The 14,469-nt window shown below is 38.7% G+C and carries 14 protein-coding genes and 1 tRNA gene; 10 read left to right on the top strand and 5 right to left on the bottom strand.

What is annotated here, in order from left to right; translation table 11 throughout:
• Nucleotides 1-21: 21 nt before the first annotated feature.
• Nucleotides 22-738, top strand: coding sequence for a hypothetical protein (locus tag SOS22_RS08115; protein WP_320325314.1), 717 nt, complete (start codon nt 22-24; stop codon nt 736-738).
• Entirely contained in the window at nt 725-3,076 is a 2,352-nt protein-coding gene (gene feoB, locus SOS22_RS08110; protein WP_320596889.1) for a ferrous iron transport protein B, read from the top strand. The genes SOS22_RS08115 and feoB overlap by 14 nt, the downstream gene beginning before the upstream one ends.
• A 39-nt stretch (nt 3,077-3,115) precedes the next feature.
• Here the strand turns inward: feoB and SOS22_RS08105 are convergent, their stop codons facing one another.
• Nucleotides 3,116-4,201, bottom strand: coding sequence for a SpaA isopeptide-forming pilin-related protein (locus SOS22_RS08105; RefSeq protein WP_320596888.1), 1,086 nt, complete (start codon nt 4,199-4,201; stop codon nt 3,116-3,118).
• Between the two features lie 227 nt (nt 4,202-4,428).
• Here SOS22_RS08105 and SOS22_RS08100 point away from each other — a divergent pair, with 227 nt between their 5' ends.
• From SOS22_RS08100 to SOS22_RS08090, 3 genes are all read left to right on the top strand, one after another.
• Nucleotides 4,429-6,090 carry a diphosphate--fructose-6-phosphate 1-phosphotransferase gene (locus SOS22_RS08100; RefSeq protein ID WP_320596887.1) on the top strand — a complete coding sequence of 554 codons (1,662 nt, stop codon included), beginning with the start codon at nt 4,429-4,431 and terminating at the stop codon, nt 6,088-6,090.
• A gap of 41 nt (nt 6,091-6,131) precedes the next feature.
• Nucleotides 6,132-6,611: an S-ribosylhomocysteine lyase gene (locus tag SOS22_RS08095; RefSeq protein ID WP_320325310.1), complete on the top strand. Its 480-nt coding sequence runs from the start codon at nt 6,132-6,134 to the stop codon at nt 6,609-6,611.
• 144 nt (nt 6,612-6,755) lie between these two features.
• A complete protein-coding gene (locus SOS22_RS08090; RefSeq protein WP_320325309.1) occupies nt 6,756-7,025 on the top strand; it encodes a hypothetical protein in 270 nt (89 codons plus the stop codon).
• A gap of 37 nt (nt 7,026-7,062) precedes the next feature.
• Here SOS22_RS08090 and SOS22_RS08085 read toward each other — a convergent pair whose 3' ends face one another.
• Nucleotides 7,063-7,623 (bottom strand): 3'-5' exonuclease, encoded by a 561-nt coding sequence (locus tag SOS22_RS08085; protein WP_320596886.1) that lies wholly within the window; start codon nt 7,621-7,623, stop codon nt 7,063-7,065.
• 122 nt (nt 7,624-7,745) lie between these two features.
• Here SOS22_RS08085 and SOS22_RS08080 point away from each other — a divergent pair, with 122 nt between their 5' ends.
• The 4 genes from SOS22_RS08080 to SOS22_RS08065 all read left to right on the top strand — a co-directional run bounded on the left by SOS22_RS08080 (nt 7,746) and on the right by SOS22_RS08065 (nt 9,957).
• Nucleotides 7,746-8,390, top strand: coding sequence for an HAD family hydrolase (locus SOS22_RS08080; protein ID WP_320325307.1), 645 nt, complete (start codon nt 7,746-7,748; stop codon nt 8,388-8,390).
• A gap of 8 nt (nt 8,391-8,398) precedes the next feature.
• Nucleotides 8,399-8,665 carry a hypothetical protein gene (locus SOS22_RS08075; protein WP_320325306.1) on the top strand — a complete coding sequence of 89 codons (267 nt, stop codon included), beginning with the start codon at nt 8,399-8,401 and terminating at the stop codon, nt 8,663-8,665.
• Entirely contained in the window at nt 8,658-9,218 is a 561-nt protein-coding gene (locus SOS22_RS08070; protein WP_320596885.1) for a 5-formyltetrahydrofolate cyclo-ligase, read from the top strand. The genes SOS22_RS08075 and SOS22_RS08070 overlap by 8 nt, the downstream gene beginning before the upstream one ends.
• Before the next feature lie 61 nt (nt 9,219-9,279).
• Nucleotides 9,280-9,957, top strand: coding sequence for a transaldolase family protein (locus tag SOS22_RS08065; protein ID WP_320325304.1), 678 nt, complete (start codon nt 9,280-9,282; stop codon nt 9,955-9,957).
• Between the two features lie 49 nt (nt 9,958-10,006).
• Here SOS22_RS08065 and SOS22_RS08060 read toward each other — a convergent pair whose 3' ends face one another.
• The 3 genes from SOS22_RS08060 to SOS22_RS08050 form a co-directional block, all read right to left on the bottom strand.
• Entirely contained in the window at nt 10,007-11,653 is a 1,647-nt protein-coding gene (locus tag SOS22_RS08060) for an acyl-CoA dehydratase activase (protein ID WP_320596884.1), read from the bottom strand.
• Nucleotides 11,650-12,924, bottom strand: coding sequence for a 2-hydroxyacyl-CoA dehydratase family protein (locus SOS22_RS08055; protein ID WP_320596883.1), 1,275 nt, complete (start codon nt 12,922-12,924; stop codon nt 11,650-11,652). The genes SOS22_RS08060 and SOS22_RS08055 overlap by 4 nt, the downstream gene beginning before the upstream one ends.
• Nucleotides 12,925-13,223: 299 nt before the next feature.
• Nucleotides 13,224-13,297 (bottom strand) — tRNA-Thr (locus tag SOS22_RS08050).
• 121 nt (nt 13,298-13,418) lie between these two features.
• Between SOS22_RS08050 and SOS22_RS08045 the strand changes: the two genes are divergently transcribed.
• Nucleotides 13,419-14,468, top strand: a complete 1,050-nt coding sequence (locus tag SOS22_RS08045; protein ID WP_320596882.1) for a helix-turn-helix transcriptional regulator — start codon at nt 13,419-13,421, stop codon at nt 14,466-14,468.
• The last annotated feature ends 1 nt before the right edge of the window (nt 14,469 follow it).

Below are 14,469 nucleotides of genomic sequence, written 5' to 3'. Positions count from 1 at the left end.
AAGCAGAAATGAGGGAAGGAAATGAAGAAAAGAACGATAGGAATTGTGGTGAGCCTAGTTTTATTATCGATTTTGATTTATGGTATTCAAATTTTGGTATTTCATGACTTACACACGACGGGATTCTATATCTTACAAGATCTGGCTTTTGTGCCCATTAGTTTTGCGATAACGACCATTGTGGTTGGGCAAATCATGGATGATCGACAAAAAGCTGAATCTGCACAGAAAACACGGATGTTGACGAGTACGTTTTTTACGGGTTTGGGATCCCAGTTGTTTGAGGAAATCAGTAAAGTTGCAACGATGGATATATCACCGAATGATTTATTGTGTGAAGATGAAAAAAAGATACCGGAACAATTAAAACGCATCGATGAAGAATCCATCCAGATCCAAATCAACAAGGAAGTGTTTGAACAAATCGAGCAGTTGATCCAAGCTGAAAAAATGGAATTGATCGAATTGGCCAGCAATCCTTTGTTGCTGGAGCAAGAGTGTTTTACACAATTGCTTTGGGGTTTGTTTCATTTATTGGATGAATTTCGTTTACGTGGTGTATACGATCAATTAACGGAAGCAGATATTACCCATTATAATTCAGACATTGAGAAAATGTTTCGTTTATTGTTGAAAAATTGGGTGAAGAATTCCTTTTTTGTACATGCGACCTATCCAAATTTCTATGGTGCGCTCAAACAACGAATAGCGAAGGGAGATTTCCATGAAACTAACTGAGTTATCAATCGGTCAAATGGCGACCATTATGAATGTTGGTGGCCAAGGGGCCTTACGTCAACATTTTTTAGATATGGGATTGATTCCTGGGGTGGATGTATCTTTGGTTAAATTTGCGCCCATGGGCGATCCAATGGAGTTGCGCATCTCTACATATACGTTAACCATTCGTTTGGCGGATGCAGAAAATATCGAGATCAAAGATCCTCGTCCGGCAAAGCTCAGTGTGTATCGCCAACAAAAAGTGGAAAAGGATATTCCTCATCCTCGTTTGGGTGAACAATATGATACACATGATTATAAGGTGGAGCATAAAGGGCATGAAGTAAATAAGGGAAAATTGACCTTTGCGTTAGTGGGAAATCAAAATTGTGGGAAAACCACTTTATTCAATCAATTGACCGGTTCCAATCAACATGTGGGTAATTTTCCTGGTGTCACAGTTGAAAGAAAGAGTGGTGCGATCAAAGGACATCCAGATACGGAAGTAGTCGATCTTCCCGGCATTTATTCTTTATCTCCTTATACCAATGAAGAAATTGTTTCACGTCGTTTTGTGTTGGAACAAAAGCCAACCGCTATCATCAATATTGTCGATGCGACCAATATTGAACGAAATTTATATTTGACCATGCAGTTATTGGAATTGGATATTCCGGTGATCTTAGCTCTCAATATGATGGATGAAATGACTGGGAATGGTGGTGCCATTCGCATCAATGAAATGGAGCGGTGGCTGCAAATACCGGTCGTTCCGATTTCAGCTGCTAAAAATCAAGGAATTGAAGAATTGATCGATCATGCCATTCATATTGCTCGACACGATGAAAAACCAGCTCGTAAAGATTTTTGTGATCCAAACGATCACGATGGGGCGGTTCATCGTGCTATTCATGGAATCATGTCTTTGATTGAAGATCATGCCCAGCATGCAGGCATTCCTATACGCTTTGCAGCCAGTAAGTTAATTGAAAATGATCAGCGTGTTGAAGAAGCGCTAGATTTGACAGAAAATGAAAAAGAGATCATCGAAAAGATCATCGTGCAAATGGAAAGAGAGCGCGGTATGGATCGCGGAGCGGCCATGGCCGATATGCGGTTTGCGTTTATTGATAAACTTTGTCAAGAAACGGTCATTACGCCAAGCGAAAGCAAGGAACATCAACGCTCGACGGTATTGGATCGATTCTTTACTGGAAAGTGGACGGCAATTCCAGCTTTTATTGGTGTGATGGGATTGGTATTTTGGTTGACATTCAATGTGATTGGTTTGTTTTTTCAAAATCTCTTAGCAGCAGGTATTGGTTATCTCACGCAAGGGATCGATCATTGGTTAACGATCAATCAGGTTTCTGCTCCCGTACATTCATTGATCGTGGATGCGATTTGTAACGGTGTAGGCACGGTCATCAGTTTTGTGCCCATCATTGTGGTCTTATATTTCTTTTTATCTTTATTGGAAGATAGTGGCTATATGGCTCGTGTTGCTTTTGTGATGGATAAGATCTTACGAAACTTTGGTCTTTCCGGACGAAGCATCGTTCCTATGTTGATTGGTTTTGGTTGTAGTGTACCCGCTATTCTTTCGGTTCGTACCTTGCCATCCGATCGAGATCGAAAGATGACGCAGATGTTGATTCCTTTTATGTCTTGTTCGGCTAAGATGCCCATCTATGCCTTGTTTGTACATTTATTCTTTCCAACTTATGGCGCTTTGGTCATGGTTGGATTGTATGTATTGGGAATCGTGATGGCCATATTGATTGCTTTTTTCACAAAGAATCATGTTTTTCAAGGGGAAGCGGTTCCGTTTGTGATGGAATTTCCAAATTATCGTATGCCAGGCGCTAAAAGCGTATTGATGTTGATGTGGGATAAAGCGAAGGATTTCCTTCAAAGAGCCTTTACTGTGATTTTTGTGGGTACGATCGTTGTTTGGTTCTTGCAGAATTTCAACTTTTCTTTACATATGGTCGAAGATTCGAGTCAGAGCATTTTAGCGGCTGTGGCTGGATTGATCGCCCCTGTATTTGTGCCGTTAGGTTTTGGTAATTGGCGCATGGTCACAGCTTTGATTTCCGGTTTCTTAGCAAAAGAAAGCGTTGTCTCGATGTTGACGGTCTTGTATGGCTCCACCCAGTTGATCCAACGATCCATTTCGGGTTTAGCGGCCTTGTCTTTCTTGGTCTTTTGTTTGTTGTATACACCATGCATTGCTTCGATTGCGACGGTCAAAAATGAATCCGGAACCAAAAGTGCGGTAAATATGGTGCTCTTTCAATGTGTGATCGCATGGATCATGGCCTTCCTTGTTTATCATATTGGTTTATTGTTTTAAAAAAGGAGAATCTTATTTTCATGCAAGATTCTCTTTCTTTTATCGTATTTGTTTTTTTAGGATGGCTACAAAACCAAACAATGCGATCATGGATACAAATAAATAAGATCCAACCGATCGAGATACGCCCGTTTGTACACCATGGGTCGATCGTACATCGGTTACTTTTGGGTGTGAAGGGTACGATCTGGTTGGTGTAGGAGGTACTTCTGGGGTAACGGGAACCGTCTTTGTTTTATCTATCATTGTAATGGTCAAAGGTTCATAAAGGACAAAACCAACTAGATTTTGATAATGTGGATCATCTGGATGATAGAGTTTCAACTGGATGTTATTTGGTACAGGAAGATCACTTTCTACTAATAAATGATAGATCATATAGCTACCATGTGATCCAGGTGTATCCGGGATATTGACGAGTTGTCCATCGGAATAATACCAAATCGCAGCTTGGGTGACTTTTCGGAAAGCATTACTTGTCATTTTGTATTGTGCTTGGAGTCCTAGTACATCGGAGCCGTAACCATAATACAAAACTCTTTTTATATTGGTTTGAAAAGCCTGTATATCGGTGATATCAATTGCCACGGATCGTTTAAGATCTGCGCCTATGCCATCGTTTTCGTTATATGTATTGTTGGATGGATACGTACGGTGTTCATTCAGACAATAAACGATTTTTCCATCTTCCGGTGAGTGATCTTTGGTTCGAACGCGATATGAATAATCAGTATGAAGGCCCCAATAGTGATAACCAATCAAATCGCTTTGATTATCGGTTGTCGGTTTTGTGACCGTAAAGACAATATCCTTACTGGTTTCATAACCAGTTGGTGCTTGTTGTTCATGGAGCGTATAAGTGCCAGGTTCCAAACTGGTTTCATGATACGTTCCATCGGTTGTCCATGTTTCTTTCACTTGATTGTTTTGATCGATGATTTGTAGTTGGGCACCCTGTATGGGTTGGTTGTTTTCATCCTGCTTTTGAATGTTCACACCAGTGGTTTCTGTATAGGAATCATCGGGGGAAGCTTCAGCCGCTTGGATCGTGTACGTATATCCTTTGAATAGAACAATACTACAAACAAGAAATAGCCAAATTTTCCATTTGTTGCTTATCTTCATTTTTCTCTCTCTCCTTCCTATTACACTGTATGTATACATATAAAAGTGTAATGGTTTTTTTAAGTAAGAGCAAAATATTTATAATAATTATGTTTACATTCATTAAATATATATTTCATTTATCTATTTAGAATAGTTCATAATGAATATAGGAAAAACAAATCCTCTTGTGCACAAATGTTAGGGAATATGATAGAATAATGGCGAAATAAAAAAGGAGATATACTATGAAAATTTCACCACTTCAAATGGAACGATTGAAGTATCAACCTAAACTACCAGGTATGCTTCGTAATGGAATTGCTGAGATTTCAGTGAAAGAAGGAAATCCTACGCAAAGTGTAGCTGATCAAGACAAGATTGCTGCTTTATTCCCAAACACGTATGGTAAAAAAGAAATCACTTTTGAAAAGGGTACAAATACAGCACCTGTAAAGAAACAGGTTGTTGGTGTCATCTTATCGGGTGGTCAAGCACCTGGTGGACATAATGTTGTTTGTGGTTTATATGATGCCTTGAAAGCAACCAATAAAGAAAATGTATTGTATGGATTTAAGGGTGGTCCTAGTGGATTGACGGATGACAAATATATCGTATTTGATGATGAATACATCGATCAATTCCGTAATACGGGTGGATTTGATATCATTGGTTCTGGTCGTACAAAATTAGAAACGGAAGAACAATTTGCACAAGCTGCTGAAGTTTGTAAGAAACATGGAATCAATGCAATCGTTATGATTGGTGGCGATGATTCAAATACAAACGCTGCCGTATTGGCGGAATACTTTGCGGCCCATAATACCGGTGTTCAAGTTGTTGGTTGTCCGAAAACGATTGATGGTGACTTGAAAAACGAAGATATCGAATGTTCTTTTGGATTTGATACAGCTACAAAGACATATAGTGAATTAATTGGAAACATCGAACGTGATGCGAATTCAGCCAAGAAATATTGGCACTTCATCAAAGTCATGGGTCGTTCGGCTTCTCATGTTGCTTTGGAATGCGCATTGGAAACGCAACCAAATATTTGTTTAATTGGTGAAGAAGTAGCGGCTAAGAAGATGTCACTTTCTCAAATTGCTGATCAGATTGCGGATTCTGTAGCGGCTCGTGCGGCAAATGGTGATAATTTTGGTGTGGCGATCATTCCAGAAGGTATTGTTGAATTCGTTCCTGAATTCTCAGTTTTGATTGCTGAAATTAATGAATTATTAGCTGGTGACAAAGCAGATGCGTTCAATGCTTTAGGAACTTGGACTGAAAAATATGAATTTATCAAGAATGGTTTAACAGCCGAATCGTTTGGTGTATTTGATATTCTTCCAGAAGGCATTCAAAAACAATTATTCTTGGAACGTGATCCGCATGGTAACGTACAAGTATCATTGATTGAATCGGAACAATTGTTTGCGGAATTAGTCAAAGACAAATTGGAAGAAAGAAGAAAAGCAGGAACATACAATGGAAGCTTCAAGACCCAACATCATTTCTTTGGATATGAAGGTCGTTGTGCTTTCCCATCAAACTTTGATGCAGACTATTGCTATTCATTGGGATATAATGCTTGCATGTTGATCCAATATGGATATAATGGTTATTTATCAAAGATTTCTAATTTATCAAAACCAGCTGAAGAATGGGTTGCTGGTGGTATGCCAATCACGAAGATGATGAATATGGAACGTCGTAATGGTAAAGACAAACCAGTTATTCGTAAGGCTTTAGTTGAATTAGATGGTAAGCCATTCACTTACTTTGCGGCGCATCGTGATGCATGGGCTGTTGAAACGGCTTATACATATCCAGGTGCAATCCAGTACTATGGACCAAGCGATGTTTGTGATTTGACAACACGTACCTTAGCTTTAGAAAAAGGTGAATAATTCCAAGGGCATCATCGATGCCCTTTTTTAAAGGAGACAATATGGAAAAAATCGCAAGTTTTACCGTCAATCATTTAAAATTATTACCAGGCATTTATGTATCTAGAAAAGATCATGTAGGACAAGAAATGGTGACTACCTTTGATATTCGTATGACAGCTCCAAATCGTGAGCCGGTGATCAACACAGCGGAAATCCATACGATGGAACATTTAGGTGCAACGTTTTTACGAAATCATCCTGTGTGGAAAGAGAAAGTCATCTACTTTGGACCGATGGGGTGTCGAACTGGTTTTTATATGATCTTGATTGGTGATCTAGAATCCAAAGATGTAGTGGGTCTTGTTACGGAAATGTTTACTTTCATGGCTGAATATGAAGGAGATGTACCGGGAGCAGCACCGCGCGATTGTGGAAATTATTTGGATATGAATTTGCCGTTGACAAAAATTGTTGCGAAACGATTTTTAGAAAATACATTAAAAGGGATTGATGAAACACATTTAATATATCCACAATAGAAAAAAGTTTCACCTTCATGAAAAAAAATAAAATTTTATGTAAAAGAGTGGAAATTTTGCAATTCTGTGATATGATAATCACAGATGATACAAACATGGCTCTGTAGAGGATGGCAGAGCCAAATAATTTAGAAGGTGAGATTTATGTTTCGAGACTTGTTTTTTGATGGATTGAAACAAAATAGTGCCTGGGTATTGGAAGACGATAATGGAAATGAATATACGGTGTTTAAGGACTTAACAGTGATAGCACCAGATAAAACGTATAAATGTAATTCCATCGATGAAGTTATGGCCATTCCGACAACATCCTCCAACCAAACTGTTGGCGACTTGATCGATCACTTACGTAGTTTGGACTTCAACCATGTATCGCAGAATACCCATCCTACAAGTCGATCCATCCAGGGATAATACCCAATAATGACAAAAGACGGCAATGCCGTCTTTTTTAATAGGGTTTTAATGTTTTGTTGTGTGCCACATCAAAGGTACGGATATAAAGATCCGTATTGATTCGTTCATAAAAGTCGGTAAATAAAGAAGCACAGGCTTTGGCATCACTGAGCGCATTGTGATGTTCTAAAGGAATATTCAATGCATCACACATTGTATTCAAACGATGATTATCGAGTTCTGGATAACAAGCCTTGCCAATGCGGACCGTGTCGGCATAATCAATATAGGATTTCCAAGGAATATGATAGGTTTTTAGACATGCCAATAAGACGTGTAAATCAAATGTTGCATTGTGAGCAAGAAGGATTCCTTGATCCAAATAGGTTTCTAGAGTGGGCCATATTTGTTTAAAATTCGGGGCATTCTTCACCGTTTGTGGGCCAATATGAGTCAATTCCATATGAAAAGAATTAAAATATGTTTCGGGATCGATCAAAGTATAAAAGGTATCGACAATTTGATTTTTCTTGATCAGGGCAATGCCAATGGCACTCATTCGATCATTTCGTGTATTTGGCGTTTCAACATCAAACGCAACATATGTATCCATCATACTATTTAGTATAAATAAAGATCCTGACTTTTCAAGAGTAGGAAAACCAGTTAGAATTAGGTATTGTAAAATGAAATTTGCGCTATTTTCATTGAAATGATTAAATAAGTTTGAGGTGAACTATGATCAAGGGAATATTATTTGATTTTGATGATACGATTGGCAATCGTTGTTTATATACATATCAAACATTTGAAGAATTATTAGATACGTATTGTACGTTTGCGGATCCCTATCAACGCGAAACTGTCTTACAAGATTTGATGTTGTGGGATATGAAAGGCAATTATCGTAAAAGTTTTATTTTGGAAAATTTGAAGAAAAAATATCATTTGCCATTACCTATTTCGGATCTAAATCGTTGGTGGAATGACCATCAAAGCAAACACACGATTACTTTTGAGGGAATCGAAGAGGATCTGGCTAAGTTGCATCAAAAATATCAATTGGCACTTTGTACCAATGGTACCAATGAAGCGCAACGTGATAAGGTACAAAGAGCACATTTGGAAGGTTATTTCGATGCCATTGTCACAAGTGGTGAAATGGGATGTAAAAAGCCAGCTCCAGAAGTGTATCTGGAAGCTTGCAAACAACTAGGATTAGAAACCAATGAGGTGGTTTTTGTTGGCGATACTTTCTCTACCGATATCATTGGGGCACATCGTTTAGGGATTCCAACCATTTGGGTCATTCGTAAGGATTGGCCTTGTTCGTTGGATATTCCCCGCATCGAATCGATTCATGAACTATTCGATATACTATAGGAGGTATCATGGGATATACAAATACAGAATTACTACAAGGATGTTTTACCCAGGAAATGGTGGATTTATTTCTTGATTTGCATGGATATACCAAAGCATCATTCGATCAGGAAAAGCCATCGGTCGTGAGTCAATTGATTTTGTCTATTGTGATGGATGAACAGGCTGATGCAGCCCAGCAACAAGCTTTGATGGATATCAAAATGGGTTTGTTGCGCATGATCGAAGATCATATCGAAAAACAAGGAGATGAACCAGATCCACGTTATGAATAAAAAAGAATTGCGCAAAAGCATCTATGAAAAGCGAAAAAAATTAAGCGAAGGCTATCAAAAAGAAGCGAGTCAAAAAATTCTATCGTTGATCCTGCAATCGGATGCCTATAAAAAAGCCCAAACTCTTTTTACTTTTGTGAGCATGGATGGTGAGGTCAATACGCATCCTTTGATCGAACAAGCATGGCAAGATGGAAAAACCGTAGTGGTTCCTCGTTGTGAGTCGGGAGGGATCATGCATGCCTATCCTATTCAGAGTTGGGAGGATGTCAAACCAAGAACATGGGGGATCTTAGAGCCTATCGATACGATCGACCCTATACCTGCCAAGCAAATTGATCTTGCGATCGTGCCGTGTTGTACCTGTAATGAAAAGGGGCAGCGTTTGGGATTTGGTGGCGGCTACTATGATCGTTATTTAGAACATCAATCCATGATAAAAATGATGATTTGTTTTCATCAATTAATGACGGAAGCCATCCCGGTGAATGAACAGGATGTGGTCATGGATATTATTGTGTCTGAAATAGGAATAAATAATAAAAAACAATAAAAAGGTATTGCATAATGATAATGAAGTGATATTATATCTATGACAGATGGAGGACATACACATGAAATTATTTATTGATGATGCACATTTGGATGAAATTAAACGTTTATATGAATATTATCCTGTTGATGGAGTGACCACAAATCCTTCGATTCTTTCCAAGGTTGATCAGGATCCACGAAAAACATTAAAAGAGATTCGTGAATTTATTGGGGAAGACGATATTCTTTTTGCGCAAGCGGTTGCGTTGGATGCAGATGGTATTGTGGCGGATGCACATATGATCGTTGATTTGTTAGGAAAAAATACCGTAGTAAAAATCCCTTCAATTCCAGAGGGGTTCAAAGCCATTAAACAATTGACAAAAGAAGGGATCCCAACTTGTGGAACCGTTGTTTATACACCTATGCAAGCGTATTTAGCTGCCAAAGCAGGAGCCAGTTATGTAGCCCCTTATGTCAATCGTATTGACAATATGGGATATGATGGGGTCGAAGTGGTCAAAGAGATCCAAGATATTTTAGATAATAGTGCATTTGATTGCGAAGTATTGGCGGCTTCTTTCAAAAATTCTCAACAAGTTATGGAATTGGCGCAATATGGCGTAGGCAGTGCGACGGCAGCACCAAGCGTCATTGATTCGTTTGTAAAAAATTTGGCCATAGATGGAGCCGTTCAAGATTTTGTCCGTGATTTTGAAAAGTTAACTGGCAAAAAAGCCATGACAGATCTAGACTAATTCAAATTCTATAAAAAAGATCAGAGAATCCATTTTCTCTGATCTTTTTCTATCTGATTTCTTCTAAACCAATGAGAGCAGCACCGATGGCCCCACATAATTGAGCGCGATCATCAATATAGATCTTTGCATCTAGGGCTTGTTCTAAGCATTGGACAACACCGGCATTTTGAGCGACACCACCTGTCATGATAAATTCTGGCTCCCCTTTGATTCGATGGACAAGCGATGCGGTTTTGGAAGCAACGGATTTATTCAGTCCATGAATGATATCACTGATGGCGACATTGTCTGCCACTAAGGAAATGACTTCACTTTCTGCAAAAACCGTACACATACTGGAAATCGTAATATCATTTTTCCAATGAAGACCAGTTTCGGATAATTCTGCCAATGACATATTTAAAGCCCGTGCCTGGGCATCTAAGAAACGTCCAGTTCCTGCTGCACACTTATCATTCATGACAAAGTTTTCAACATTTCCTTGCGCATCGATTCGAATGACTTTTGAATCTTGGCCACCAATATCAATGATCGTCTTGGTTTCTGGATGTAAATAATGAGCTCCTTTAGCGTGGCATGTGATTTCGGTGACCGAATCGGCATGATTACCAATATTTTCTCGACCATATCCCGTTGTGACCACATTCGTTAATTGATCTTTGGAAAGATGCGCATCTTCTAAAGCAATTTGTAAGGCTTTATCTGCACTTTGGGTGGCCCCAATTCCCGTTGCTACGATCGATCGACCAATGATCTTGGCATTTTCATCCATGATGATCGCATCGGTACTGGTGGATCCAGAATCGATGCCTGCAATATAGATGGGCTGATCCGTATGAACTTTTCGGCTTTGTTGTTTTTTCACGCCTAAGGTTTCAGCAAATGCATCCAAACGCGTTTTTAATTGCCCACTACTTTGTGGTGTGGCATCGGTTTCAATTTTTAATAAAGGCATATTCACATCTTCTTTCATATTCATATATTCGAATCCATAATAGTCACAGAATTTCATGGTATGGTAAATAGTACCGATAGGATGTTCGTCTTTGTTTCGATTTTCCGTATGAAGCATGCGCATACAAGGCTTTCTTTGATTAAGAACATGATTGGCATACACATGGATAAAGTGATCGGCATCGACTTCTTCTTTTTCTACATATCGATTACCACTGCAAGTATCATCCATGACATTCACGTTGGGAAATGTATCTTTGATTTTTTCGAGCAGCAAATGACCACCATGCGCACCCGTCAATCGAATATATGGATCCGTCTTATCCGGTAAGTCGGGTTGATGAAGATAGGCTTGTATGGCTTTATTTACATCAAATGTTTTATGGCTATAGGCTTCATAGGTTTGGATGAAATCTTTGATTCGTGCTTCATATAAATTGACTTCTAGTGGTCCACCTTTATGAGGTAGAGGCAAAAAATAGAGAAAGTCAAGATCTTCAAAAGTTAATAACACATCATAGATACGACGCATCACATCGCAACAATCGGTTAAGATCACTTCACGGACGTTTTGTGTATGAATCGTTTCAATGAGGGCTTTACCAAATCCACAAAGATTGGGATGGGCACAACCATTGGCACAATCTACAGTATCTGGATGTGGATCCAATCGACATGTTTCCACATCAAATCCAGCCAAAATTTCTAGGGGTGTATATTTACAAGTATAGTACATCATGCAGCATGGTCCTCCAACATTTCTAAAAAGGCTTCCACCCGGGTTTGAATCTGGCCATCCGATGAATTGGCCGGATCTACACCGTCTCCATTTAAGATCAGGGTTGGAATGCCTTGAGCTTCGAGTTCATTTTTGATCATGGCGCTGGCACCACAAGTTTGTTTACAACCCCAATGACAGAAACAAATGACACCATCGGCATCCAGTTGTTTGACCATATTGGCTGTCGCTTGAATGCGATCTTTGGCATGGCCATTGTAGGTGTTATAAACCATGCGGCGTGCTAGAGATTCTAATGGTTTTTCAGGATCGATTTCAATATCTAAGGTCGCAAAACACATATCTATCGCGATGATTTGCCAATCTTGTGAATAATTAAAGATATCTTTTAATGGTTGTTGCCATTGTGGATTGGTGTGCATCCAAACGATTTTATGGGCATGTGATCGAGGTGCATTCTGATAATCGGCCAATAGCATTTTCGCAAACTTCAAGGCACCAGGCGTACCTAATGTGGTGTTGATAGCTAATGCCTGGAATAATTCACTCGTTAGGTCATTGGCAAGATACCGATCTTTTCGATAGAGATACGTTTTTTTGATCGTATCGATGGTTTCTTTGGACCGTTCTACATTTTGTTTTAAAACATTCCAATCCAAGGTACGACCTGTTTTTTCTTCTAACCAAGGAATCAGCTCTTCCAATTGTTTGGTTACATACTGCACGGATGTTTCTGATTTTTCAAAGGGCACATCTACGTAATAATGAGGAACTTTTTCATCTTGTGCCACTTGGCGAAAAGTCAAATTGTTGGCATCACAAATAATCGATGTATTTACAATACAGGTAGGTTTCGGTAATACACCGACTTCAGATGCACCCATAAGAATTTTATGATAGGAACAATACGTTTCGGCAATGCCTGCACCTTCAGCAATTTCGCGAAAAGCACGGGTGGCTTTGGCACCGTTGATATAAGCAGAAAATTGTTCAGCACATAGAGGATCCAGTCCAAAGGCATGAATGATCTCACTCGGAAAGAAAATACTGGTCAGTACGGAGTTTTCTGGGTGTGAAAAAGGTTTCACAATGGCATCCATTGTAAGATTGGCTAGATATTGATTCGCTTTCGATAAATTTTTATTGGGAAAGACTTTGGATTTGAGACCAAAAGCTTCATAGGCTAGACATAAGATTTTTTGAGCTCGTTTCGGATTGCGAAACGTTTCTTTATACATATAATCACCAAACATCTCATAGATATTGGACATAGTATCCTCCCTTTAATTGTGTTAGATAGCTTTAAAATAGCACAAGACGTTGGTGTTGAAAAATAAGTTTAGACAAATATGTCAAATTGAACAAAAAAGAGTTTTTAAGGATGGATGTCAAGAATTTTAAAATTAAATATATCTTATAAGGGGATGATATTGGTCTTCTCTTATTTTCTATAGTTATCATTAATAATGCCTAGAAGTGGCTATTTTTACTTTGAGTCAATACAAACTCAAACAAAAAAAGGTTTCTAGAGTTGCCCAATGGTCACTGAAACCCTTTTTATATAAAGAACTGGTGCCGATACGCGGAATTGAACCACGAGTTGATCCTTACCATGGATCCGTATTGCCATTATACTATATCGGCATACGTCTATTTTGACAGATAAAGACCAGTTTTGTCAACTACTATAAAAAAATAACTGACATCCACCTACAAGGGTGAATCATTTTTTGATATAATGATTAGGATTATAGGGGGAACGATAGTGACTTATTATCAAATATTGAAACAACGTAGATTAGCTTTACAGCTTTCTATTCAAGATATATCTTCACAAACACGATTGGCGCCACAATACATTGAAGCCATTGAAGAAAATCATTTAGAAGTATTTAATGATGATTATTCATTTATTCGTTATTTTATGCAGTCGTATTGCGAAGCCATTGGTGTGAATTGGCAAGCGATTCAACCACAGGTCGAAGCAAATTTATCGGCTTATGAGCAAGCTCGCAAACAGCAATTGGCTGCCCAAAAGCCGAAACCACAACCCAAAAAAACAAGTCAATCACCAAAGAAACCTAATCATCAACGGGCGAAAACGAAGAAAGCGAAAAAAGATAAAAATAATAGTAATAGCGTTTTTTCAAGAATACGCAATTGGAATAAACGAATGAATGCATCGAAGTATGCACGTACCTATCATATTGTGATCCTTGGCATTGTTGTTGTGTTGGTTTTGTCTTTATTCAATATGGGTGTTAGTTATGCGAATAATCGGCGCTTAGCAGCAGAAGAAGCCCAACGACAAGCAGAAATCAAACAAAAAGAAAAACAAACTGAACAATTGGCACAGCAAAAATCATCACAAGAAACGACAAACAATGAGATTACGTTGACAGCTACGGATAAGGATAACAATGCCTATGAAGTAACCAATGTAGTAGAAGGTTCAAAAGAGTTGCAATTGACCATCACTTTACCGAGTGATAGTACGATTGCGGTCTACAAAGATGATCAATTGGTCAATTCTTCAGCGGATAAAGAATATTCAGGTACTTTTAAACAAACGATCAGTGTGGATTCTGCTTGTTTGATCCAAGTAGAGATTGGTACTTATGACAACAACAAGATTCGTTTGAATGGCAAATCGGTATCTTTCTCAAAAACCAATTGGGAAAAAGACACTCCAGCTGTATTGTATTTTGAAGTAAAGACATCCACGAGTACGGATTCAACCGATAGTTCTTCGACAACGGATAGTACGACTTCATCCGATACGACAACGACCGATCAGACAACAACGAGTGAATAAG

Source organism: Absicoccus sp. (assembly GCF_034090965.1).
GTDB lineage: Bacteria > Bacillota_I > Bacilli_A > Erysipelotrichales > Erysipelotrichaceae > Absicoccus > Absicoccus intestinalis.
This window is presented reverse-complemented; position numbering and strand designations above follow the sequence as displayed.